This window comes from Kitasatospora sp. NPDC001132, assembly GCF_053598415.1.
On record NZ_JBSFKF010000033.1, the window covers coordinates 21,380 to 43,948 of the forward strand.

Genomic DNA, 22,569 nt, shown 5'->3' on the forward strand with positions numbered 1-22,569 from the left:
GGGCTCAGCCCGCCGCGGCGAGCTGACCGCAGGCGCCATCGATCTCCTGGCCGCGGGTGTCGCGGACGGTCGTCGGCACGCCGTGCGACTGGAGCCGACGGACGAACTCGCGCTCGTCCTCGGGCCGGGAGGCCGTCCACTTGGAGCCGGGGGTCGGGTTCAGCGGGATCAGGTTGACGTGCACCCGACGGTTCTTGATCAGCCGGCCGAGCAGGTCGGCCCGCCACGCCTGGTCGTTGATGTCCTTGATCAGCGCGTACTCGATGGAGATCCGGCGGCCGGACTTCTCCGCGTAGTTCCACGCCGCGTCCAGCACCTCGGCGACCTTCCAGCGGGTGTTCACCGGCACCAGCTCGTCGCGCAGTTCGTCGTCCGGGGCGTGCAGCGACAGCGCCAGACGGCAGCTGAGGCCCTCGTCCGCGAACCGGTGCATCGCCGGGACGAGGCCGACGGTGGAGACCGTGATGCCGCGCTGGGACAGGCCGAAGCCGTCCGGCGCCGGGTCGGTCAGCCGGCGGATCGAGGCCAGCACCCGGTTGTAGTTGGCCAGCGGCTCGCCCATGCCCATGAAGACCACGTTGGACAGCCGCGCCTCGCCGCCGGGGATCTCCCCCGACTTGAGCGCGCGCATCCCGGCCGCGATCTGCTCGACGATCTCGGCGGTGGACAGGTTGCGGGTCAGCCCCGCCTGGCCGGTGGCGCAGAACGGGCAGTTCATGCCGCAGCCGGCCTGCGAGCTGATGCACATGGTGACCCGGTCCGGGTAGCGCATCAGCACGGACTCCACGAGCGTGCCGTCGAAGAGCTTCCAGAGCGTCTTGCGGGTGGCGTCGTCGTCGCAGGAGACGTGCCGGACCACCGACATCAGCTCGGGCAGCAGGCTCCCGGTCAGCTTCTCCCGGCTGGCGGCGGGGATGTCCGTCCAGCTCGCCGGGTCGTTCGACATCCGGCCGAAGTAGTGGTTGGAGAGCTGCTTGGCGCGGAACGGCTGCTCGCCCAGCTCGGCGACGGCCTCCTTGCGCTCGGCGGGGCTCAGGTCGGCGAGGTGTCGCGGGGGCTTGGCGCCGCGCGGCGCGACAAAGGTGAGTTCTCCGGGCTTAGGCATGGTTGTTCCAGTGTCGCAGACGCGCGAGGGCCCCGGACGCCAGGCGTCCGGGGCCCTGCTCGTACGTCTCGTACGGCTCGACGGCGCGGGTCAGCTGCCGACGAAGGCCGCCAGCAGCAGCCAGACCACCGGGGCGGTCGGCAGGAGCGAGTCCAGCCGGTCCATGATGCCGCCGTGGCCGGGCAGCAGCGTGCCCATGTCCTTGATCCCGAGGTCGCGCTTGATCATCGACTCGCCCAGGTCGCCCAGGGTCGCGGTGACCGCCGCGCAGCCGCCCAGGATCAGGCCCTGCCACCAGCTGCCGCCGTCGATGATCAGTTCCATCAGCAGCGCGCCCGCCAGCATCGACAGGGCGATGCCGCCGGCCAGGCCCTCGCGGGTCTTGCCCGGGCTGATCGTCGGGGCCAGCTTGGTCTTCCCGAACTTGTAGCCCACCGCGTAGGCGCCGGTGTCGCTGCAGATCGTCACGATCAGGAAGAGCACGATCCGCTGGGGGCCGTCGTCGGCCGCCAGCATCATCGCCACGAAGGTGGCCAGGAACGGCACGTAGAAGGCCGTGAACACACCTGCCGTTATGTCCCGCAGGTAGTCCTCCGGCGGCTCGGCCATCCGCCAGACCATCACCGCCAGCCCGGTCAGCGCGAGCGAGGCGGCGGCCCACTGGATGCCGGCCCAGTAGCCGGTGGCGACCATGGCGAGGCCACCCACGACCAGCGGGACCAGCGGCGCCTTGATCTGCTTGCGCTCGGCGAGCCGGCTGGTCAGCTCCCAGACGCCGACCGCGACCGCGGCCATCACGACGACCAGGAACAGCGCCTTCACCACGAACAGCGAGGCGACGATCACCGCACCGAGGCCGACGCCCACGCCTATGGCGGCCTGGAGGTTACGGCCGCCGCGCTGCTTGCGCGGCTGCGGCTGCGGGGCGGGCTGGGCGGCCACGGGTGTCTCCTGCCCTGGGTGGGACGACGGCACGTAGTGGGGCTGCCCGGCCGCCAGGTGGTTCGCCGGCGGCGCGGGATGCACCGGTGCCCCCGGGTGCGGCGGGGTGCCGTGACCGGGGGCGGGGATGGCGTCTCCGGATATCGCGCGCAGCACGACCGTCTCGGTCACGCCGGGCGGCGCCGGCTCGGACTGCTCGTCCCGGAACAGCGGGCCGCTCAGCCGGCCGGACTCCCCGGCCTGCCCCTCGCCGGGCTCGGCCGGTCCGCCGGGGGCGGGCCGACCGTGGGCCGCGGGCCTGCCGTGGGCGGCCGCCCGACCGGGGTCGGGCGGGCCGGGCTCGGCCGGTACGGGAGGCATGACCTGAGTCTCCTCCGCGTCGCCGCCCCAGTACACCGGAGGCTGCTGCGGCTGATCCGAACGGAGGCCCGGGGCCCCGTGGGCGGCACCCGGCGCACCCGGGGGCACGGCGTGGCCGCCCGGGTGGCCGGGGTGTCCCTGGACCGGCGGCGGCTGCACGCCGTACCCCGGCACCGGGTGGGCCGGGGTACGGGCGTCCTGCGGGTGCGGCGCCGGGCGGTAGGGCTGGAACTGCTGGTCGGACGGGCCCCAGTAGCCGGGGGCGTCAGGGGCGTCGTTCATCAGACCTCGAGCAGCTCGGCTTCCTTGTGCTTCAGCAGCTCGTCGATCTGGGCCACGTACTTGGCCGTCGTGTCGTCGAGCTCCTTCTCGGAACGGCGGCCGTCGTCCTCGCCGACCTCGCCGTCCTTCACCAGCTTGTCGATGGCGTCCTTGGCCTTGCGGCGCACCGAACGGATCGAGACCTTGGCGTCCTCGCCCTTGGTACGGGCGATCTTGATGAACTCCCGGCGGCGCTCCTCGGTCAGCTCGGGCAGCACCACGCGGATGATCGAGCCGTCGTTGGACGGGTTGACGCCCAGGTCGGAGTCGCGGATCGCCTGCTCGATGGCCTTCAGCGCGGTCTTGTCGAACGGCGAGACGACCGCCATCCGCGGCTCCGGCACCGAGAACGACGCCAGCTGGTTGATCGGGGTCTTGGCGCCGTAGTACTCCGCGACGATCTTGGCGAACATCGCCGGGTGCGCACGGCCGGTGCGGATGGCCGCGAAGTCGTCCTTGGCGTGCAGGACGGCCTTCTCCATCTTCTCCTCGGCCTCGAGGAGGGTCTCTTCGATCACTGTGGTCTCCCTGTCCGGTTCATCTGCTGTTGTTCCGACCGGTGTCGGCGCGCCGACCGTCACGGTGTCGGCGCCGACCGGTACGGCTGGTTGCTGCTCAGGCCCGGACAGAATCCTGGCTGATGAGTGTGCCGATCTTCTCACTCTTCACCGCGCGCGCGATATTGCCCTCCGCCAGCAGTTCGAAGACCAGCATCGGAAGGTTGTTGTCCTTGCACAGCGTGATCGCGGTGAGGTCGGCGACCTTGAGGTCGCGCGCGATGACCTCGGAGTACTCCAGCGCGTCGAACTTGACCGCGTCCGGGTTGGTCCGCGGGTCGGAGTCGTAGACGCCGTCCACGCCGTTCTTGCCCATCAGCAGGACGTCGGCGTGGATCTCCAGGGCGCGCTGGACGGCCGTGGTGTCGGTCGAGAAGTACGGCATGCCCATACCGGCGCCGAAGATCACCACACGGCCCTTCTCCAGGTGCCGGACGGCCCGCAGCGGCAGGTACGGCTCGGCGACCTGGCCCATGGTGATGGCGGTCTGGACCCGGGTCTCGATGCCCTCCTTGACCAGGAAGTCCTGCAGCGCGAGGCAGTTCATCACGGTGCCGAGCATGCCCATGTAGTCGGAGCGCGCCCGGTCCATGCCGCGGACCTGGAGCTCGGCACCCCGGAAGAAGTTGCCGCCGCCGATGACCACCGCGACCTCGGTACCGGCGCGGACGACCGTGGCGATCTCGCGGGCGATCGCGTGCACGACGTCCGGGTCGACGCCGAGCCCGCCGCCACCGGCGAAGGCTTCACCGGACAGCTTGAGCAGCACCCGGCGGCGCGAGCCGTCCCTGGGGTCCTGCGCGGTCTCCTGCGTCTCCTGCATGGACTTCTCCTTTTTGCACCTACTGGTCACAGGCGCGGGTGTGCGGATGCCCGGCCTGCGCGTACACGCGAGGAGGCCACTGCCGCGGGAACCGGTTCGGTGTCCTGCACGGCAATGGCCTCCTCGTCGTTCATGGTGCCGACGCGAGCCCGCCCGTTGGCGGTAGGCGCGGGGTGAGCCCGTTCGGCGTTCCTCCCGCCCCGGTCAGCGGGCGGGGGCGGTTCCCAGCCTAAGGGGGCCGGGGACCAGGTGGAACGTGGCTCAGGCGCCGACGCGGAAGCGGGCGAAGCGCTTCAGGGCGACGCCGTTCTCCTCGAGGACCTTGGCGACGGACTTCTTGTTGTCCTTCGCGAAGGCCTGCTCCAGGACGGAGTTCTCCTTCACGAAGCCGGTGACGCGACCCTCGACGATCTTCGGCAGGGCGGCCTCGGGCTTGCCCTCCTCGCGGGCGGTGGCCTCGGCGACGCGACGCTCGTTCTCGAGCGCCTCGGCCGGGATCTCCTCGCGGGACAGGTACTTCGGGGCGAAGGCGGCGATGTGCTGCGCGACGTCCTTGGCGACCTCGGCGTTCTCCTTGTCCAGCTCGACCAGGACGCCGACGGCCGGCGGCAGGTCGGGGCTGGTCTTGTGCAGGTAGACCGCGACGAAGCCGTCACCGTCGAACTGGGCGAAGCGACGGAAGACGATCTTCTCGCCCAGGGTCGCGTTGGCCTCGTCCACGAACTGCTGGACGGTCTTGCCGGCCTCGATCTCGGAAGCCAGGGCGGCGTCCAGGTCGGCCGGGGCGGTCTTGGCGACGTGGGCGGCGATCGCGTCGGCGACCTCGACGAACTTGTCACCCTTGGCGACGAAGTCGGTCTCGCAGTTCAGCTCGACCAGAACGCCGGACTTCTTGTCCTCGGCGATCAGCGCGGCGACGGCGCCGTTGGAGGCGTCACGGCCCTCGCGCTTGGCAACGCCCTTCTGGCCCTTGATGCGCAGAAGCTCGACGGCCTTCTCGACGTTGCCCTCGGCCTCGTCCAGGGCCTTCTTGCAGTCCATCATGCCGGCGCCGGTGAGCTCACGGAGCTTCTTGACGTCCGCGGCGGTGAAGTTCGCCATGGTGTGAATCTCTTCTCGCGTCTCGCGTGTCTGCGTGGAGTGGCGCCGGGACCGGTGGTTCGGCCCCGGCGCGGGAGAGAGGGGCACCTGCCGGCTTCGTACCGGCGGGTGCCCCTCACCCTTGGTACGTCAGGCCTGCTCGGCCGGAGCCTCGGCGGCCGGAGCCTCGGCGGCGGGGGCCTCGGCGGCGGCGGGGGCCTCCTCGGCCTTCTTCTCGCCCTCGAGGAGGTCCTTCTCCCAGGCGGCCAGCGGCTGGTCGGCACCCGGCTCGGCCTTGGCGTCGCCCTTGGCGACACCGGCGCGGGACTTCAGGCCCTCGGCCACGGCGTCGGCGATCACGCGGGTCAGCAGGGTGACGGAGCGGATCGCGTCGTCGTTGCCCGGGATCTTGTAGTCGACCTCGTCCGGGTCACAGTTGGTGTCGAGGATGGCGACGACCGGGATGTTGAGCTTCCGGGCCTCGCCGACCGCGATGTGCTCCTTCTTGGTGTCCACGATCCAGACGGCGCTGGGAACGCGCTGCATGTCGCGGATACCGCCGAGGGTCTTCTCCAGCTTGTCGTGCTCGCGCTGGAGGACCAGGAGCTCCTTCTTGGTGAGGCCGGAGCCGGCCACGTCCGAGAAGTCCAGCTCGCCGAGCTCCTTCAGGCGCTGGAGGCGCTTGTAGACGGTCGAGAAGTTGGTCAGCATGCCGCCGAGCCAGCGCTGGTTCACGTAGGGCATGCCCACGCGGGTGGCCTGCTCGGCGATGGCCTCCTGGGCCTGCTTCTTCGTGCCGACGAAGAGGACGCTGCCGCCGTGGGCAACGGTCTCCTTGATGAACTCGAAGGCGCGGTCGATGTAGTTCAGCGACTGCAGGAGGTCGATGATGTAGATGCCGTTGCGCTCGGTGATGATGAAGCGCTTCATCTTCGGGTTCCAGCGGCGGGTCTGGTGACCGAAGTGGACGCCGCTCTCCAGCAGCTCCCGCATCGTGACGACGGCCATTGCCGTACTCCTTGGTGTTACGGCCCGGCGGCGGCACTGCCTCGCAGCGATCGCCCACAGCCGGGTCAGGCTCGGTTTGTCCGTGGCGGCCAGGTGACAGCCACGCCTGACGCCCCGAACGTGCCGAGCCGCTCCACCCTGGCGGCCCGGGGGCCGGTCGGGCTCGGCGGACCGAGCGGCACTCGCACCTGGCGGGGCTGCGGACGAACCGCGTCCGACCGCCGGTGGCGGGGCGTGCGAAGTCGACCCGGCGGACCGGGTCGCGTGTGAAGTGTACGGGAAGCGCCGAGGCGCGAGCGACTCCACGCGTGGCCGGGGGCCCGCCGAGGACCTGGGAGGAGCCCGGGGAACGGCCGAGAAGGGCGGGTACCGACGGGGCTGCGGTCGCGTTCCCGTGGGGCTGCGACGGGGTCAGGGTGGGCCGTGTGACGGACTCGGGAGCGGACGCTCGGGCGGACGTCGGGGCGCGGGCGCGGGAGCGGACGCGGAGGTGGGTGGGGGGGCGGACGCGGGGGTGGTGCCGGCCGGTCGGCCGCCTGCCCCGGTCCGTCGCCGGTATGCCGTTTGTACACCGGATGGCGGAGTCCGTACACCCGTCGCAGTGATGGCGTGCGGGCCCGAGGGGGGTTTGTCCACAGGAATCCGGATGTGGGTGGCGCGGGAACAGCACGACGGCGAGCCTGCGGACATGACTGGTCGCGGGTGGTTCGGCGGGGTGGTGGTGGCGGTGGTGCTCGTGCTCGTGCTCGCGCTGCCGGGGGTGTCAGGGGCTGCGGGGGCTACCGGGGTCGCGGGGGCGGTGCGGGCCACAGGGGTTTCGAGGGGGCCCGAGGCCGTCGGTGTCCCGCGCTCGGGCGTCCCGCGCTCGGGCGCGGACGGGGGTGGGGGCGGGCGGAGTGGTGCGCGCGCCTGGCCGGTGGGCGGGCCTGGCGCGGTGCTGGGCCGGTTCGAGCCGCCGGCGAAGGTCTGGGCCGCCGGACACCGGGGAGTGGACCTCGCCGCGACACCGGGGGCGGAGGTCCGGGCGGCGGCTCCCGGAGTGGTCGCCTTCTCCGGGCTGGTGGCGGGACGGCCGGTGATGACCGTCTCCCATCCCGGCTCGGGCTCTCCCGCGCTCCGGACCACCTACCTGCCCGTCACCGGCACGGTCCCGGTCGGCACCACGGTGGCCGCCGGACAGACGATCGGACTGCTCGCTCCGGACGGAAGGCACTGCGCCGAGCACGACTGCCTGCACTGGGGGCTGCTGCGCGGAGACCGCTACCTCGACCCGCTGGCCCTGTTCGGCGCGGGCACGGCGCGGCTGCTGCCGCTGAAGGGCGGAGACGGGTAGGGCGTCTCGCCGCACGCCCGTCGGCGAAGGACGCGGGTGCGGGGCGACGGCGAGGGTGAGGGCAAGGACGATGGCGGAGCCCGGGGACTGCGGGCGGAGCCGGAAGTCGGGCCGCGGGCGGAGCCGACCGGGTCGGCTCAGGGCCGGGCGAGCCCGTGCAGCACCATCGCGACCGCGGCATCGGCGATCTCCTCGGGGCTCTCGACGGCACAGCCGGTGCGGCCCCCTGCCTCGGCCTGCTCGGCCCTGCGGGTCGCCGCCTCCACCACGCCCTGCACCAGGGCCGCGGCGAGCCGGGGCTGCTCGTGGCCGAGGTCCTCCAGGGTCCGGCCGACCAGACCGGCCAGCCTGCCGTGCGCCGACCTGATCCGCTCCCGCGCGGCCTCGTCGAGCTCCAGCGCCGAGATCGCCACCACCGCCCGGTGCCGGGGATCGGCGGCGAGCGCCAGCTGGCCCCGGACGTAGGCCTCGATCCGCTCGACGGCGGTGTCGCAGCTCTCCATCCCGGCCTCGATCTCGGCCGCCCAGAGCGGGAGGTCCACCTCGCAGAGCGCCTCGACCACGGCGGCGCGGGACCGGAAGTACTCGTAGACCGAGGAGCGCGCCAGCCCGGTGCGCGCCGCGAGCGCGGGGAAGGTCAGGGCCTCCATGCCACCCTCGGCAAGCAGGACGCGGGCAGCATCGAGGAGGGCTGCCCGCTGGAGCTGGCGATGCTCGGCCACCGTGGCCGCTCGGATCTTCGGCACGCTCCCACTCTACGGAGCCCTACCTCCGACCGATACGGCGCCGCGCATCAGGAGGACGCGCGGGCCCGGCGACCGGCCACCCGTGACCGACGGCGGACGCCCGACTGCCGACGCCCTATCGGATGTCCGACAGCTTGGCGCGCAGCTGGAGGACGGACTTGGTGTGGATCTGGCTCACCCGACTCTCCGTCACCCCCAGCACCTGTCCGATCTCGGCGAGGGTGAGGCCCTCGTAGTAGTAGAGCGTCACCACCGTCTTCTCCCGTTCGGGGAGGGTGTTGACCGCCTGGGCCAGCAGCCGGCGCAGTTCGCGGTCCTCGGCCACCTCGACCGGGTTGTCGGCGCCGTGGTCCTCCAGGGTGTCCATCAGGCTCAGCCGGTCGCCGCCCTCCCCCACCGGGTGGAGCAGCTCGTCCAGCGCCACCACGTTGGCCAGCGACAGCTGGCTGAAGATGGCGTGGAGGTCCTCGATCGCGATGCCCATCTCGGCCGCGACCTCGGGATCGTGCGGCGTCCGGCGCAGCCGGGCCTCCAGCGTCGCGTACGTCCGCTCGACCGCCTTCGCCTTCTGCCGCACCGAACGCGGGATCCAGTCCAGGGCCCGCAGCTCGTCGATGATCGCCCCGCGGATGCGGCTGATCGCGTAGGTCTCGAACTTGATGGCGCGATCGATGTCGAACTTCTCGATCGCGTCGATCAGCCCGAAGACCCCGGAGGAGACGAAGTCCGCCTGTTCGACGTTGGAGGGCAGCCCGACCCCGACCCGGCCGGCCACGTACTTGACGAGCGGTGAGTAGTGCAGGATCAGCTGCTCGCGCAGCCGCTGGTCACCGGTCTCCTTGTAGGAGCGCCAGAGCTCTTCGAGCGCGGTGCGGCCCTGGGCCGCGGCCTCCCTGGCATCCGGCCCCTGACCGCCGCCCTCCACCCGCTCCCGGCGGAGCGGGGACACCGGAGAGGCGAACACCTGAACGGCAGCGGACCGAACCGGCGCGCTGTCGGGCGGCCTGGGCGCACCGGCCACGGCCGCGCCGGGGGGTGCGCCGGCGGGCGCCCCGACGGGCGCGCCGGCGGGACCGGTCGCGTCGGCGCCTTGGACCGGCTCTGCACCCCGGACCGCATCCGCAGGCTGGGGCGCCACCGTCGGCCGGCCGACCTGGCGCGACAGGCCTCCCATCGTCCCCGCCGACTTGGACGGGAAGTCGGGCACGGGGCGCCGCTCGGTCCGCGGCCCCCCCGAGGACCGAGCGCCACCGGTCACTCTGTGTCCGGGAATGTGTGTGGGCATGCGTTGGTCTGCGCCGTTCTGCCGAGTCATGTGCTGATAGGGAAGGCATGTGGAGCGTAGCGTGACCGACTCACTGCGAAGCGCTACCGCCACTCGGTCGTCCCCCGATCCGGTGGCCGTCGCACACCGGATCGAGACTGCGAACAGAGGAACCGGAGTGCCGGGCAGCCGGGCGGCCGACGTGCGTTCCCTCGGCGCGGGTGTGTTCTCCGTTCCGACGCTCACCTCCTCCGCACCACGCGCCAGTGCGCGCCGTGCCGCTCCACGTAGCCGAGCGAGCCCAACTCGTAGAGCCGTTGGAGGACTTCGTCCGGCGGGAGGCCGGACTGCCGGGCCAGCCGCTCGACCGGCGCCCCGTCCGCCGTCGCGGGTACGGCTTCCAGCACCCGGGCCACCGCCGGTTCCAGCAGGTCGCGCGGGAGCACCGGGCCGCTGCGCTGCGGCGCCAGGTCCTCCCCGATCGCCCCGATCAGCTCCGTGATCTCGGCCGCGTCGGTGACCAGGGTGGCGGCGCCGCTGCGGATCAGGGCGTGCACCCCGGCGGAGAGCTCCGAAGTCACCGGGCCCGCGACGCCCATGGTGTGGCGGTTGAGGTCCCGCGCCCGTCTGGCCGTGCTCAGGGCGCCGCTGCGCACCGCCGCTTCGACCACCACCGTCCCCCGGGTGAGCGCCGCGATGACCCTGTTGCGGAGGACGAAGCGGAAGCGGTTCGGATGCTCCCCGGGCGGCAGTTCGCTGACCAGCAGACCCTGGACGCCGATCCGCCGGATCAGTTCGGCATTGCCCTTGGGATAGGCGACGTCGACACCGCAGGCGAGCACGGCGGCGGTCATCCCGCCGACCGCGAGTGCCCCTCGATGCGCGGCGGCGTCGATCCCGTAGGCGGCTCCGGAGACCACCACCCAGCCTCGTTCGGCCAGTTGGGCCGACAGCTCCCCCGCGACGTGGGCGCCGTAGGCGGTGCAGGCGCGGGAGCCCACCAGCGCGACGGACCGGAGTGCGAGCAGCCGCAGCGAGCCGGTGCCCGTCACCCAGAGTCCGATCGGACGTCCGTCACCCAGGTCGTCGAGCTGGCTGGGCCACTCCGTGTCCCCCGGAATGATGAACCGTCCGCCGACGTCGCGTACCCGTTTCAGGTCCATCTGCGGATCCAGGCCGGGGAGCCGCGCCTGGTACCCGGCCAGCCGGGTCGCGTCCAGCGCGGGGTGGTCGGGCACCGCCCCGTCCCGGATCGCCTTCACCACGTCGACGGCGGGGAGTTGGCCGAGCCACCGGCCGACCACCGCGTCGCCCGGTTCGCTGAGCCGGCCCAGCAGCACCCGGGCGAGGCGCTCGGGCTCCGGCTCGACGTTGGCCGCGGCCGCGCCGGGAATTCGCGGTTGCCTGAGCAACTGGTTCATGCCTCACCCTCCTGGTTCCACGGATGTCCGTCGGGCGCCCCCGGCTTCGTGGGCCGGCCCTCTTCCGGGCTGCCGCGCCGCGCCGGTTTTCCGCCGAGCCGGCCGAAGACCCGCTCGGTCAGCGGCAGTCCGTGCTCCACCCCGGTGCGCAGGACGAGGGCGGTACGCACGTCCCGCTGGTCCGGCCGGTCGCGTCCGGCGAGGTCGGCGACCGTCCAGGCGACCCGGAGCACCCGGTCCAGGCCCCGGGCGGTCAGCAGCCCCCGCTCCAACTGCCGCGCGGCGTCGTTGAGCGCGCCGCCCGCGAGCTGCCAGCGGGTGCGCAGCTCGTGGCCCGGCACCTCCGCGTTCGTCCGCCACGGGGTGTTCGCCAGCCGGGCCGCCGCCCGCTCCCGCGCGGCCAGCACCCGGGCCGCGACGGTCTCGGTGGTCTCCGCCGTGGCGTCCCGCTCCATCAGCTCGACCCGCGTCACCGGGGCCACCTGGACCTGGAGGTCGACCCGGTCCAGCAGCGGCCCGGACAGCCGCCCCTGGTAGCGGCTGACCATGGCAGGGGTGCACTCGCAGCCCTCGCCCCGCCGTGAGTACCGACCGCACGGACAGGGGTTGGCCGCCAGGCAGAGCAGGAAGCGCGCCGGGAGCCGCAGCGATCCGGCCGAGCGGGCGATCAGCACCTCGCCCGACTCCAGCGGCTGGCGCAGCGCGTCGAGCACTCGGACCGGGAACTCCGGCGCCTCGTCCAGGAAGAGCACGCCCCGGTGGGCCAGCGAGACCGCGCCGGGTCTCGGCAGACCGCTCCCGCCGCCGACGATGGCCGGCATCGTCGTGGAGTGGTGCGGGGCGCAGTAGGGCGCGGTGTCGATCAGCGGGCGCCCGACCGGGAGCAGCCCCGCCACCGAGTGGACGGCGGTGACCTCCAACGCCTCCTTCTGGGTCAGCGGCGGGAGCAGCGCGGGCAACCGCTCCGCCAGCATCGTCTTGCCCGCGCCCGGGGGGCCCTTCAAGTAGAGGTGGTGTCCTCCGGCGGCGGCGATCTCCAGGGCCCGCCGGGCCTCGTACTGGCCGGCCACGTCGGCCATGTCGAGCCGGGCCGCCCGGTCGTCGGGCAGGCCCCGCACCGCCGCGCAGGGCAGCATCAGGCCGGCCATCAGCGGATCCGGCCTGCCTCCGATCGGATCGGGCGGCTCCTCCGGTGCCGCCACGCCGGTCAGGTTGGCGATGAGCTGGCGCAGACTGCGGACGCCGATCACCGTCACCCCGGGGACGAGCGAGGCCTCGGGCGCGGTCTGCTCGGCGACCACGACCCGCTCGTACCCGGCGTCGGCGGCGGCCAGCACCGAGGGCAGCACCCCTCTGACCGGCCGCACCCGGCCGTCCAGCCCCAGCTCGCCGATGATCAGCAGGTCGGCGATGACGGAGGGGTCGAGTCGTTCGGCGGCGGCCAGCACGGCGCAGGCCACCGCGAGGTCGAAGCCGCTGCCGCTCTTGGGCACCGAGGCGGGGCTGAGTCCGACGGTCAGTTTGCGCTGCGGCCAGGCCTCGCCGCTGTTCACGACCGCGGCTCGGACCCGGTCGCGGGCTTCGGTGAGCGCCTTGTCGGGCAGGCCGACCAGGGTGAACGCGGCCACCCCGGGCTCCAGATCGGCCTGGACCTCGACGATCACTCCGTCGACGCCGACCAGCGCGACGGAACAGGTGCGCGCGAAGGCCATCTCAGACCACCCCCCGCAGGTGGTCGACCAGGGCCGCACCCCGCGCCCGGTTGACCACTGCGACCAGGTCGATCCGCACCCCGCCCGGTGGGGCGGGCGGCCACTGCGGATCGGTGGGCCCCGGGTCGTAGCCGGGCCCGGCCAGCTCGGCGAAGTGACCGGGCCAGCGCTCGGCCATCCAGCGCTCGGCCAGGCGTTGCAGCCGGGCGGCCTTGGTCCGGTCGATGGCCTCGGTGGGCTGCTGGAAACCCCGCTCGGAGCGGGTCTTCACCTCGCAGACCGCCACGGTGTCGCCGTCGAGCGCGACGATGTCCAGCTCGCCCTCGACGCAGCGCCAGTTGAGGTCCAGGATGCGGAGTCCGGCCTCCGCGAGCCGGCGGGCGGCGACCCGCTCCCCGTAGCGGCCGAGCCCGTTCTTGGTGGTGCGGTCCGGGACCGCCCGCGCGGCCTTCCCGGCTTCGGCCGTGTCCGGTACGGCCTGCTCCTGCTGGTCCTGCTGGTCCTGCACGACGGTGTGCTGCATGGTGACCACCTCCGCCGAGGAGGCTGCACCAACACGCACGACGAGGCCCGGGAATTCCCGTTCCCTGTGGATAACTCGGGCCTGTGGACAACTTTTGTCACCCGCAGGGGTGAGAAGCCCCGTTCCCGCGAAATTCGGCTGGACAACACGGGACGGAGTCGTTCAACGTCAGTTCCCGAAGCCGGACTCGTCCGAGGGCAGCTCCAGATCGCTCTTCGCGAGTTCCTCGATGTTCACGTCCTTGAAGGTCAGCACCCGGACCTTGCGGACGAACCGGGCCGGCCGGTACATGTCCCAGACCCACGCATCCGCCATCGACACCTCGAAGAACACCTCGCCCTGGACCGAGTGCACCTGCAACTCGTAGTCGTTGGTGAGGTAGAACCGTCGCTCGGTCTCGATCACGTACTTGAACAGGCCGACGACGTCCCGGTACTCCCGGTAGAGCTTGAGCTCCATCTCGGTCTCGTACTTCTCGAGATCTTCGGCACTCATCCAGGCGTCCCCTCAACTTGTCGCGTCCACCCATTGTGGACCACCGCACCCACGGTCAGAGCCGTACCGGTTCCACCGGCGGGCCCTCGGCCAGCAGCCGCTCCAGGAAGTCCGCCAGACCGACCGGATAGACCGTCTCGGCGGTTCCCCTCAGTTCCTCGACCGTCCACCAGCGGGCCGCGAGCAGCTGGGCGTGCTCGTCCGCGCCCGTGCCCGAGTGGTCCAGCCCCGTCTCCGCGGTCCGGGCCAGGTGGAACCACTGTTCCTGCTCGTAACGCTGTCCCCGGAAGGAGAACGACACCGTGCCGTACGCCACCAAGGGCCCCAGGTCCACCCCCCGCAGGCCGGTCTCCTCGGCGAGCTCCCGCTCGGCGGCCTCGCGCACGCCCTCGCCCGCCTCCAAGCCGCCCCCGGGCGTGAACCACCACGTCTCCTCCGGGGCGGCCGGGTCGGCCCCCAGGAAGAGGAGGATGCGGTCCTGCCCGTCGAGCAGCAGGATCCGCGCCGCCCTGCGACGCCGTGCTGTCATGGCGGCGCTCCACGCTCCTTCCGTTCGCATCGGTGGCGCTACCGATCCTGCCACCCGACGCGGCCGTCCGGGGCGATGTTCGGCAGAGCGGCCCACCGGGCGACGCCCCCGCTCAGGAGCTGCGCCCCCGGAACCGGCGGGCCAGGCCGGCCACCCCGCCCACCGCCGAGGTCACGAGGATCAGCGCCGCGCCCGCGAGGGTCGCGTAGACGAGGGGTTCCAGCGGGCCGGGCCGCGCGGCCTTCGGGCCCGTGAAGCCGTCGAAGTCGGTGACCCTGCCGAGCAGACCCATCCGGCCGAACGGCAGCGCGGTGGCCTCGACCCTGGCTTCGACGGCGTCGGCCGGGACGGTCCCGCCGTCGACCTCCAGGTGGGTACGGGAGTCGAGGGAGCCCACCCGGTTGTCGCCGAGCAGGAACAGCCGGCCCTGGGGCACCGTCACGCTGAACGTGGCGCCCTGGTGGCCCTGGGTCGCGAGGTAGGGCTCGTCCACCGGCTGCCCGTTGACCGTCAGCCGGTAGTCGGCTCCGGTGGTGGCGACGGTGTCCCCGCCGACCGCGACCACCCGCTTGACCATGAGCTCGCCGCCCCAGGCCTGGTCCCTGAACACCACCACGTCGCCCCGCCCGATGTCGCCGCCGCCGACCTTGCGGGCGAGCACGGTGTCACCGGCGCGCAGCGTCGGGTGCATCGAGGCGGTGGGGATGCTGTACGGCCGGTAGTCGATCGCGATCAGGGCGAAACCGCCGACCATCAGCACCAGTCCGAGCGCCAGCGCGACGCCCTGCAGCACCGCGGCGGGCCGGCGGCGCACGTGGGCGGGCGCGGTCGGGTGGTCGGCCGTCTGCTCCACGACACTGCTCATCGACACCGTCCACCTCTGGCCGACCGGAGAACACCACTGGCACGCCGGAGGCACGGGCGGAAAAGCCGACGGGCCGTGGCACGTCCGAGCAGATTACTCGTCGGTACCACGGCCCGCGCAAGAGCCGGGGCCAACCCGGTGGGTCGGGATCCGGTGGAGCTCAGGACTCCTGGCGGCGCTCCGCCCGGCCCCGCACCCGGCGCACCAACGGGAGCAGGGCGACGGCCCCCACCGCACCGGCCACGGGCGGCGCCATCGGCGCGGCCGCCGCCAGGCCCGTCTGGTCGAAGGTGTTCGGCACCGGCAGCGTCGACCAGTGGCTGATCGGCCAGGCCACCACGAAGGCACGCCCGATCACGTTGTCCACCGGGACGGTGCCGCCGCCCGGCTGGTCCATGTGGAAGCGGGAGTCCAGCGAGTTGGCGCGGTGGTCGCCCATCACCCAGATCCGGTCCTTGGGCACCTGGACCGGGCCGAAGGGGTGGTCACCGCACGGGGTGTTGCCCGGGTAGACGTACGGCTCGTTGAGCGGGACGCCGTTGACCGTCACCGGCCCGTCGGCCTCGCACTCGACGGTGTCACCGCCGACCGCGATGACCCGCTTGATCAGGTCCTTCTCGTTGGCGGAGGGCATCAGGCCGACGAAACTGAGCACGTCCTGGACGCCGCGGACGAAGGAGTTGCTGCTCTGCTGGGTCGGCTCGTCGTTCAGCCAGCCGCCCGGGTCGTGGAACACCACGACCTCGCCGCGCTCGGGTTCGGCCCCGAACCACGGGGTCAGCTTGTCCACCAGGACACGGTCGCCGACCTGCAGCGTGTTCTGCATCGATTCCGACGGAATGGAGAACGCCTGGACGAAGAAGGTCTTGATCACCAGCGCGAGGATCAGCGCGATGCCGATCAGGATCGGCAGTTCCTTCCAGAACGAGCGCTGCTTGTGCGGCTTGGCCGGAGCCTCCGACTCCGACCCGTCCGCGGGCTCGACACCCGCGTGCGGGGAGTCCGGGGCGTCCTCCGGCCCGGAGCCGCCCTGACCGTCGGCGGTCTGCGCCGCCGCGGCCTCGGCCGAGGCCGCGGACTCGGCGGACCGGTCCGCCCGACGGCCCGAGCCCTCGGGCTCTCCGGCGCCTGATCGGGCGCCGATCACCAAATCCCCCACAACGTCTCCTCCCTGCTGTGCGGACGCCTGTGCGCCCGCGCTCAGAGTGCCGCACAGCGGGCACCACGCTCACCACGACCATGAACGCCTCAGGGCTTGCCCAAGGCGGACGCCCCTGACACCAGCACAGCCTCGGCCGACGGCCCGGACCACTCCCGGCCGCACCTGCACTTCTCTATCACTCCACGGCATCCGGCTCGCGGTCCCACACTCGAGGCCCGTCCGGTCGGCGGCCGACGCGGCTCACTCCGGAGTGCGCCCGGACCGACGAACGACGAGCGGAAGGATGCCCAACACCCCCATAACGAGCGGGGGTTCCACAGGAACCGGCCCAACGCCCACCGATTCCGCGGCAGTTCCGACGGCCTGCGGCATCCGGGCAAGAGAGGAGAGTGAATTCGGCGCATCGAGTTGATGGAAACGGTCCAGCGGCCAGGCGACCACGAACGCGCGACCGACCACGCCGCTCAGCGGGATCGTCCCCTGTCCCGGATTGCCCATGTGGAAACGGGAGTCGGCGGAGACGTCCCGGTGGTCGCCCATGACCCACAACCGCCCCTCCGGCACCTGGATCCTGAAGGTCTGCCGGGACGGCGGGTTGCCAGGCGCGAGGTAGGGCTCCTCCACCGGACGGCCGTTGACGGTGAGGCGTCCCTGGGCGTCGCAGCACTCGACGGTGTCGCCGCCGACGCCGATCACCCGCTTGATCAGATCCTGCTCGTCGTCGGAGGGCAGCAGCCCGACGAAGGTCAGAACCCGCTTGCCCGCGCCCAGCACCGGGCCGTCCTCGGACGGCTTGCGGTCGTGCTCCAGCCAGCCGCCCGGGTCCTTGAACACCACGATGTCGCCGCGTTGCGGCTCACTGCCGAACCAGGGGGTCAGCTTGTCCACCAGTACCCGGTCCCCGATCAGGATGGTCTGTTCCATCGAGCCGGAGGGGATCACGAACACCTGGACCAGGAAGGTCTTCATCACCAGCGCCACCAGCAGGGCGACCAGGACGATCAGCGGCGCCTCGCGCACCAGCGAGCGCCTGCGCCGGCGGGCCGCCTTGCGGGCACTGCGCCGGCGCTCGGCCCGACCACGCGCCGGCGCCGCCACGATCGGCCCACGGTCCGCCGCTGCGTCCTTCCCCGGTCCCCCGGCCGTCGCCCCGCCGGCCGTCGACCCCCCGTCCCCCGGTCCCCCGGCTGTGGGGCGATCGGCGAGCCGCCCCCTACCCCTGGTCCCCATGACCGCCCGTTCCCGCAGTCACGGCGAAGGCCGCGGGCCGGTCCAGGCCGGTCCAGCGCGAGAACGGGTAGACCACCCAGTCCGCACGCCCGATCACCTTCCTCTCGGGCACGAAGCCGCCACCGGGCTCGCCGAGGTGGTCGCGCGAGTCCCGGGAGGCGCTGCGGTGGTCACCCATCACCCAGAGCTTGCCGGCCGGCACGATGACGTCGAAGGCCACGCTCGACGGGGCGTCGCCCGGGGAGAGGTAGGAGGTCTCGTCGATCGGCACGCCGTTGACGGTGATCGGCGCGCCCGGGCCGGTGCTGGTCACCCGGTCCCCGCCGACCCCGATCACGCGCTTGACGTAGACGGTGTCCCCGGCCGGGGCCAGTCCGAGGTCCTGGGCGAGGGAGTGCAGGCCGTCCCAGAAGCCGGACGGCTCGGCCGACCCATACAGGAAGGAGCCCGTCCCGTCGAAGACCACGACGTCGCCCCGCTGGGGGTGGCCGCCGAAGGCGTAGGCGAGCTGGTTCGCGACCAGCCGGTCGCCCGGGCGCAGGGTCTCCTCCATCGACCCGGAGGGCACCGAGAACGGGCGCGCGACGAAGGCGTTCACCAGCAGCAGGGCCGCCAGGCAGATCCCGACCAACAGCAGCAGGTCCCGCGAGCGCGAGTGCCGCGGCTCCTGCGCCTGCTCCGAGTCGTCGTCACCGGAGCCACCACCGCCATCACCCCCGTCGCCACCATCACTGCCATCGGCGTCATCGGCACTGCCGGCACCATCGGCGCCCTCGCCGCCGGGGTCACTGTCGCCGGAGCCCTCGGCCCGCTCCTGGCCCTCGGCCTGTTCCGACACCCCGGCCTGTTCCGACACCTCGACGTGCTCCGGCCCGCCCCCGGAAACGACCGCGGACCGCGACAGCGAGTCCGCACTGGTGGGTGCGGGACTGCCGTCGCGGTCCGCGGATGGTTCGTGCGTGCTCATCGGGGGGTGAGCTTACCTTGCGGCCGTTCGGCCCCCTCGGAGCGTTCCGATCCCCCGGCGAGGCCGGGGGCCGGTGGATCAGCGGTCGCGCTTCTCCTTGATCTTCGCGGCCTTGCCGCGGAGGTCACGCAGGTAGTACAGCTTGGCGCGGCGAACCGCACCGCGGGTCACGACCTCGATCTTCTCGACGACCGGGGTGTGCACCGGGAAGGTGCGCTCCACGCCGACGTTGAAGCTGACCTTGCGAACGGTGAAGGTCTCACCGATACCGGCGCCGTGGCGGCGGATGACGACGCCCTGGAAGACCTGGACACGGGAGCGGTTGCCCTCGATGACCCGGACGTGAACCTTCAGGGTGTCACCGGCGCGGAAGGCCGGAATGTCGCTACGCAGCGAGGCCGCGTCGACAGCAGCGAGCTTGTTGCTCATGTTGCTCTCCATCGCAGGCGCCACGGGCCGCCCACGGAAAATCGTCACAATGGGGTCTGCTGCGGGCCGCATCGGCTGACGACGATCCCCCCGTGGCGGGGGCGCCGGTCCACGTGCCCCCTACGGAAGGGAACCAGCGACAGACAGCAGCGGCCTATTCTTCCACATCACCGGCCACGGACCGAAATCGGCCGAGCCGCTCGTCCCAGACCAGGCCGAGGGTGCTCAGCGCCTCCCGCTCCTTCTTGTCGAAGGCGCCGTACTGCCAGCGCTCGACCAGGTCGGGGCGGTTCGCCAGGGTCCGGGCGAAGGCCTGCTCGCGGCGCCAGCGGGCGATCTTGCCGTGGTTGCCGCTGAGCAGCACGTCCGGGACCGTCCGACCGCGCCACTCGGCGGGCTTGGTGTAGACCGGGCCCTCCAGCAGATCGGCCATCGCGCCCGGCGCGAAGGAGTCGTCGCGGTGGGACTCGGCGTTGCCGAGAACGCCGGGCAGCAGCCGGGCGATCGCCTCGACCATCACCAGCACGGCGACCTCGCCGCCGGCCAGCACGTAGTCGCCGATCGAGGCCTCGACCACCGGCATCCGGGTGGCCGCCTCCTCGATCACCCGGCGGTCGATGCCCTCGTACCGGGCGGGGGTGAAGGCCAGCCAGGGGCGGCCTGCCAGCTCCTGGGCGAGCTCCTGGGTGAACGGGCGCCCGCTCGGGGTCGGCACGACCAGCGTGGGCACCTGCCCCTCGGGGCCGGCGGCGACCACCGCGTCCAGCGCCTCGCCCCACGGCTCGGGCTTCATCACCATGCCGGGGCCGCCGCCGTACGGACTGTCGTCGACCGTGCGGTGCACGTCGTGGGTCCACCCGCGCAGGTCGTGGACGTGCACGTCCAGCTGGCCGCGGGCGCGGGCCTTGCCGACCAGCGAGATGTCCAGCGGCTCCAGGTACTCGGGGAAGATCGTGACGACGTCGATCCTCATACCGCTCTGCACCGCACCGGAGACGGCAGCGTCGGACACGGCAGCACCGGACACGGCAGCGTCGGACACGGCAGCGTCGGACACGGCAGCACCGGACACGGCAGCGTCGGACACGGCACTGTCGACCGCCTCGGCCCCCGACCCGGCACGCTCCTCGACGGTCACTCCGACTCCTCCGCGTCCTCGGAACCCTCGGTGCGCTCGGAGCCCTCGGTGCGCTCGGCCGAGGAGGTCCCCGCGACCTCGGCCTGCTCCGGGTCGATCAGCCCGGCCGGCGGAGTGATCACGGCACGCTGGTTCTCCAGGTCGATGGTCGGCACGATCTGGCTGACGAAGGGCACCAGCACCTCCGTCCCGTCGGCCTTCTTCACCGTGAGCAGGTCCTGGTAGGGCAGGTGGACGATCTCGGTCAGTTCACCGACCAGGGTGCCGTCGAGCAGCACCACGTCCAGGCCGATCAGCTGGTGGTCGTAGTACTCCTCCGGGTCCTCGGGGCTCTCCTCCGGGTCGACCTCGGAGATGAGCAGGGTGCCGCGGAGGGCCTCGGCCGCGTTGCGGTCCTTGACTCCGACGAAGCGCAGCAGCAGCCGGCCGCTGTGCACCCGCCCGGACTCGACGGTCAGCGGTCCGACCGACGCGGGGTCGGTGAGCACGACGGCACCGGGGCCGAGCCGGAGTTCCGGCTCGTCGGTGCGGACCTCGACACTGACGTCCCCCCTGATGCCGTGGGCACGGCCGATCCTGCCGACGACGAGCTGCACGGTGATCGTTCTCCTGGAGTTCCTGAGCCGAAACGAAAGCGACGGACTGCGAAGCGGTGCCGCGAAGCGATCGTGCGAAGCGGCGATGCGACGGAAAAGCGGATGGAAATGCGAAAGGCCGACCGGGACGACATGCGTCCCGGTCGGCCTGACAAGCCCTGACGGCTGAACGAACAGCAGCGTCAGCGAATGTTGTCCACGTCGACCAGGTCGACCCGGACGTTGCGACCGCCGAGGGCGCCGACCACGGTGCGCAGCGCGCGCGCCGTACGGCCGCCCCGGCCGATCACCTTGCCGAGGTCATCGGGGTGCACCCGCACCTCGATGGTGTTACCCCGACGCAGGTTGCGCGAGCGCACCTGCACCTCGTCGGGGTGTTCGACGATGCCCTTCACCAGGTGGTCGAGGGCGTCCTCGATCACGATCAGGCCTCGGCGGCGGCGTCGGCCTCGGCCTCGGCCTTGTCCGACTTCTTGGCCTTCGGGGTGATGGCGACGCCGGTGGTGGCGTCCTCGAAGCCGGCGACGGCCTTGGCGAACAGGTGCGAGAAGTCCTCGACCTTCGGCTCGGCGACCTTCAGCGGCGCCGGAGCCGGCAGGCCCTTGAACTTCTGCCAGTCGCCGGTCAGCTTCAGGATGGCGAGCACCGGCTCGGTCGGCTGGGCGCCGACGGACAGCCAGTACTGGGCGCGGTCGCTGTCGACCTCGATCTTCGAGGGGTTGTAGGTCGGCTGGTAGATGCCGATCTCCTCGATCGCGCGGCCGTCACGCTTGGTGCGGGCGTCGGCGACGACGATGCGGTAGTGCGGGGAGCGAATCTTGCCGAGACGCTTCAGCTTGATCTTGACTGCCACGGGAGTGGATTCTCCTGGTGTTGACGTGGGTGAGCGGGCTCGCCAGCGCGTGGGGTTGCGCGGCGGACCGTTCAAGGGACACGCCAGCCGTAGGAGAGAGGGGTCCTGCCCGGCTGCCGAGTACTCAGCTGTCCATTCTGCCACATCGGCGAGAACCGCCTGTACGCGGGCCGGGCGCCCGGTCAGGGCTCGACCGGGAGCCCCCGCTCCCGGTCCGGCCCGAAGACATCACCACTGTCCTGCTGCACCGCTCACTTCCGCAGTGCTCACTTCACCGCAGTGCGGCTCGCCGCCGCACTCCGGCATTCCGGCCGGACCGCTGCCCGCACAGCAGTCCGCCGGGGCGTCGACCGCTCAGGCGATCTTGAACGGCTGCTGGCACGCACCGCAGACGATGGACGCCTGCGCGAGCACCGACGGAACGACCCGGACGTTGCGCCCGCAGCCGCAGACCGCCTTGACCCGCACGCCGCCCCCGGAGGAGCCGTGCCGGGCCGCGGGGCCGCGGAAGGCGCGCGTCGCGCCGTCGCCGGCCACCGCCTCCTGGTGCGCCCCGAGGGCACGGTCCAGGCGCTCGATGGTGTCGGCGTACCGCTCCTGGGTCTCCTTGAGCATGGTCACCTGGGAGAAGCCGCTGCTCGCGTGCGGCTCGACCGGGTGCGCCAGGCCCAGCTCGGAAGCGAGCATCAGGAAGCGCCGGTTGTGGTAGCGGCCGGCCCGCGAGGTGTCCCGGATGTCCCGGGCCGCGGCCAGACCGTGGGCAGCCTCGTGGAGGAGGCGCTCGAAACCGAGCCGCGTCCCACAGGCCGAGGAGGACTCCCCGATCAGCGCCTCGGGCGAGGCGAGGTCGGGAAGGTCCTGGTGGTAGGCCTGGATGTCGCTCCAGGCGGCGGCCAGTTCGGCCGCGAGAACGAGGGGCTGTGTCGTGCTCACGCTAGACCAACGATGGAGTGCGAGCCGATGTTCCGCATGTTCCCGTTCCCGGGGAATTCACAGGGAACTCCCAGGAATGCGAGGCCGCGCGCGAATTGCGCGTTCCGGATCTGACGCAAGACCAACCCCCTGCCGGTTTCGGCCCGTCGCAACGCCGACGGGCCTGGTCAATTCCGT

Annotated in this window: 23 protein-coding genes and 1 pseudogene; 1 reads left to right on the forward strand and 23 read right to left on the reverse strand. The window is 72.2% G+C overall.

All coding sequences use genetic code 11. From position 1 onward, the window contains the following. Positions 1 to 4: 4 nt before the first annotated feature. The 6 genes from rlmN to rpsB all read right to left on the reverse strand — a co-directional run bounded on the left by rlmN (position 5) and on the right by rpsB (position 6,196). Positions 5 to 1,105, reverse strand: coding sequence for a 23S rRNA (adenine(2503)-C(2))-methyltransferase RlmN (gene rlmN, locus ACWDBE_RS31555; protein ID WP_392883789.1), 1,101 nt, complete (start codon positions 1,103 to 1,105; stop codon positions 5 to 7). 90 nt (positions 1,106 to 1,195) lie between these two features. Then, a complete protein-coding gene (locus tag ACWDBE_RS31560) occupies positions 1,196 to 2,407 on the reverse strand; it encodes a phosphatidate cytidylyltransferase (protein ID WP_449791346.1) in 1,212 nt (403 codons plus the stop codon). Between the two features lie 281 nt (positions 2,408 to 2,688). Then, positions 2,689 to 3,246, reverse strand: a complete 558-nt coding sequence (gene frr, locus ACWDBE_RS31565; RefSeq protein ID WP_360348875.1) for a ribosome recycling factor — start codon at positions 3,244 to 3,246, stop codon at positions 2,689 to 2,691. A 97-nt stretch (positions 3,247 to 3,343) separates the two neighbouring features. After that, entirely contained in the window at positions 3,344 to 4,108 is a 765-nt protein-coding gene (gene pyrH / locus ACWDBE_RS31570; protein ID WP_329929692.1) for a UMP kinase, read from the reverse strand. 261 nt (positions 4,109 to 4,369) lie between these two features. After that, positions 4,370 to 5,209, reverse strand: a complete 840-nt coding sequence (tsf, locus tag ACWDBE_RS31575) for a translation elongation factor Ts (RefSeq protein WP_449791326.1) — start codon at positions 5,207 to 5,209, stop codon at positions 4,370 to 4,372. 129 nt (positions 5,210 to 5,338) lie between these two features. Then, complete coding sequence (rpsB, locus tag ACWDBE_RS31580) at positions 5,339 to 6,196, reverse strand: 30S ribosomal protein S2 (protein WP_355254733.1); 858 nt, start codon at positions 6,194 to 6,196, stop codon at positions 5,339 to 5,341. 688 nt (positions 6,197 to 6,884) lie between these two features. On the opposite strand from rpsB, the gene ACWDBE_RS31585 reads away from it, so the two are divergent. Beyond that, entirely contained in the window at positions 6,885 to 7,529 is a 645-nt protein-coding gene (locus ACWDBE_RS31585; RefSeq protein WP_449791324.1) for a murein hydrolase activator EnvC family protein, read from the forward strand. A gap of 137 nt (positions 7,530 to 7,666) precedes the next feature. On the opposite strand, the gene ACWDBE_RS31590 is transcribed toward ACWDBE_RS31585, so the two are convergent. The 17 genes and pseudogenes from ACWDBE_RS31590 to ACWDBE_RS31670 form a co-directional block, all read right to left on the reverse strand. Beyond that, a complete protein-coding gene (locus ACWDBE_RS31590; RefSeq protein WP_449809691.1) occupies positions 7,667 to 8,251 on the reverse strand; it encodes a TetR/AcrR family transcriptional regulator in 585 nt (194 codons plus the stop codon). Positions 8,252 to 8,390: 139 nt separating this feature from the next. Next, a pseudogene (whiG, locus tag ACWDBE_RS31595) lies at positions 8,391 to 9,175 on the reverse strand (RNA polymerase sigma factor WhiG). A gap of 606 nt (positions 9,176 to 9,781) precedes the next feature. Continuing rightward, positions 9,782 to 10,960, reverse strand: a complete 1,179-nt coding sequence (dprA, locus tag ACWDBE_RS31600; RefSeq protein ID WP_449791323.1) for a DNA-processing protein DprA — start codon at positions 10,958 to 10,960, stop codon at positions 9,782 to 9,784. Next, on the reverse strand, positions 10,957 to 12,672 hold the full coding sequence (locus tag ACWDBE_RS31605) for a YifB family Mg chelatase-like AAA ATPase (protein WP_449791322.1): 1,716 nt from the start codon (positions 12,670 to 12,672) through the stop codon (positions 10,957 to 10,959). The genes dprA and ACWDBE_RS31605 overlap by 4 nt, the downstream gene beginning before the upstream one ends. Before the next feature lies 1 nt (position 12,673). Beyond that, on the reverse strand, positions 12,674 to 13,195 hold the full coding sequence (locus ACWDBE_RS31610; RefSeq protein WP_449791321.1) for a YraN family protein: 522 nt from the start codon (positions 13,193 to 13,195) through the stop codon (positions 12,674 to 12,676). 168 nt (positions 13,196 to 13,363) lie between these two features. Next, a complete protein-coding gene (locus tag ACWDBE_RS31615) occupies positions 13,364 to 13,690 on the reverse strand; it encodes a DUF2469 domain-containing protein (RefSeq protein WP_030056781.1) in 327 nt (108 codons plus the stop codon). 55 nt (positions 13,691 to 13,745) lie between these two features. Then, complete coding sequence (locus ACWDBE_RS31620; protein WP_449791320.1) at positions 13,746 to 14,219, reverse strand: NUDIX hydrolase; 474 nt, start codon at positions 14,217 to 14,219, stop codon at positions 13,746 to 13,748. Positions 14,220 to 14,331: 112 nt separating this feature from the next. Beyond that, positions 14,332 to 15,084 (reverse strand): signal peptidase I, encoded by a 753-nt coding sequence (gene lepB / locus ACWDBE_RS31625; RefSeq protein WP_449809679.1) that lies wholly within the window; start codon positions 15,082 to 15,084, stop codon positions 14,332 to 14,334. A 160-nt stretch (positions 15,085 to 15,244) separates the two neighbouring features. Continuing rightward, positions 15,245 to 16,243: a signal peptidase I gene (lepB, locus tag ACWDBE_RS31630; protein WP_449809680.1), complete on the reverse strand. Its 999-nt coding sequence runs from the start codon at positions 16,241 to 16,243 to the stop codon at positions 15,245 to 15,247. 243 nt (positions 16,244 to 16,486) lie between these two features. Then, positions 16,487 to 17,344: a signal peptidase I gene (lepB, locus tag ACWDBE_RS31635; RefSeq protein WP_449809681.1), complete on the reverse strand. Its 858-nt coding sequence runs from the start codon at positions 17,342 to 17,344 to the stop codon at positions 16,487 to 16,489. Between the two features lie 115 nt (positions 17,345 to 17,459). After that, positions 17,460 to 18,443, reverse strand: a complete 984-nt coding sequence (lepB, locus tag ACWDBE_RS31640) for a signal peptidase I (RefSeq protein ID WP_449809682.1) — start codon at positions 18,441 to 18,443, stop codon at positions 17,460 to 17,462. A gap of 78 nt (positions 18,444 to 18,521) precedes the next feature. Beyond that, entirely contained in the window at positions 18,522 to 18,872 is a 351-nt protein-coding gene (gene rplS, locus ACWDBE_RS31645; RefSeq protein ID WP_030306736.1) for a 50S ribosomal protein L19, read from the reverse strand. A 154-nt stretch (positions 18,873 to 19,026) separates the two neighbouring features. Next, positions 19,027 to 19,845, reverse strand: a complete 819-nt coding sequence (gene trmD / locus ACWDBE_RS31650; RefSeq protein ID WP_449791344.1) for a tRNA (guanosine(37)-N1)-methyltransferase TrmD — start codon at positions 19,843 to 19,845, stop codon at positions 19,027 to 19,029. Positions 19,846 to 20,006: 161 nt separating this feature from the next. Beyond that, entirely contained in the window at positions 20,007 to 20,606 is a 600-nt protein-coding gene (gene rimM, locus ACWDBE_RS31655; protein WP_449791315.1) for a ribosome maturation factor RimM, read from the reverse strand. A 182-nt stretch (positions 20,607 to 20,788) separates the two neighbouring features. Continuing rightward, complete coding sequence (locus ACWDBE_RS31660; RefSeq protein WP_030056773.1) at positions 20,789 to 21,028, reverse strand: RNA-binding protein; 240 nt, start codon at positions 21,026 to 21,028, stop codon at positions 20,789 to 20,791. Positions 21,029 to 21,030: 2 nt separating this feature from the next. Continuing rightward, on the reverse strand, positions 21,031 to 21,459 hold the full coding sequence (gene rpsP, locus ACWDBE_RS31665) for a 30S ribosomal protein S16 (protein WP_045700219.1): 429 nt from the start codon (positions 21,457 to 21,459) through the stop codon (positions 21,031 to 21,033). Positions 21,460 to 21,813: 354 nt separating this feature from the next. Then, on the reverse strand, positions 21,814 to 22,392 hold the full coding sequence (locus ACWDBE_RS31670; RefSeq protein ID WP_359822362.1) for a hypothetical protein: 579 nt from the start codon (positions 22,390 to 22,392) through the stop codon (positions 21,814 to 21,816). Between the last annotated feature and the right edge of the window lie 177 nt (positions 22,393 to 22,569).

What these genes read in the sequence shown, in the direction of transcription:
- rlmN (WP_392883789.1), bottom strand. Translation starts at nt 1,105, where the DNA reads ATGCCTAAGCCCGGAGAACTCACCTTTGTCGCGCCGCGCGGCGCCAAG.
- ACWDBE_RS31560 (WP_449791346.1), bottom strand. Translation starts at nt 2,407, where the DNA reads ATGCCTCCCGTACCGGCCGAGCCCGGCCCGCCCGACCCCGGTCGGGCG.
- pyrH (WP_329929692.1), bottom strand. Translation starts at nt 4,108, where the DNA reads ATGCAGGAGACGCAGGAGACCGCGCAGGACCCCAGGGACGGCTCGCGC.
- tsf (WP_449791326.1), bottom strand. Translation starts at nt 5,209, where the DNA reads ATGGCGAACTTCACCGCCGCGGACGTCAAGAAGCTCCGTGAGCTCACC.
- rpsB (WP_355254733.1), bottom strand. Translation starts at nt 6,196, where the DNA reads ATGGCCGTCGTCACGATGCGGGAGCTGCTGGAGAGCGGCGTCCACTTC.
- ACWDBE_RS31585 (WP_449791324.1), top strand. Translation starts at nt 6,885, where the DNA reads ATGACTGGTCGCGGGTGGTTCGGCGGGGTGGTGGTGGCGGTGGTGCTC.
- dprA (WP_449791323.1), bottom strand. Translation starts at nt 10,960, where the DNA reads ATGAACCAGTTGCTCAGGCAACCGCGAATTCCCGGCGCGGCCGCGGCC.
- ACWDBE_RS31605 (WP_449791322.1), bottom strand. Translation starts at nt 12,672, where the DNA reads ATGGCCTTCGCGCGCACCTGTTCCGTCGCGCTGGTCGGCGTCGACGGA.
- ACWDBE_RS31610 (WP_449791321.1), bottom strand. Translation starts at nt 13,195, where the DNA reads ATGCAGCACACCGTCGTGCAGGACCAGCAGGACCAGCAGGAGCAGGCC.
- ACWDBE_RS31615 (WP_030056781.1), bottom strand. Translation starts at nt 13,690, where the DNA reads ATGAGTGCCGAAGATCTCGAGAAGTACGAGACCGAGATGGAGCTCAAG.
- ACWDBE_RS31620 (WP_449791320.1), bottom strand. Translation starts at nt 14,219, where the DNA reads ATGACAGCACGGCGTCGCAGGGCGGCGCGGATCCTGCTGCTCGACGGG.
- lepB (WP_449809679.1), bottom strand. Translation starts at nt 15,084, where the DNA reads ATGAGCAGTGTCGTGGAGCAGACGGCCGACCACCCGACCGCGCCCGCC.
- lepB (WP_449809682.1), bottom strand. Translation starts at nt 18,443, where the DNA reads ATGAGCACGCACGAACCATCCGCGGACCGCGACGGCAGTCCCGCACCC.
- rplS (WP_030306736.1), bottom strand. Translation starts at nt 18,872, where the DNA reads ATGAGCAACAAGCTCGCTGCTGTCGACGCGGCCTCGCTGCGTAGCGAC.
- trmD (WP_449791344.1), bottom strand. Translation starts at nt 19,845, where the DNA reads ATGAGGATCGACGTCGTCACGATCTTCCCCGAGTACCTGGAGCCGCTG.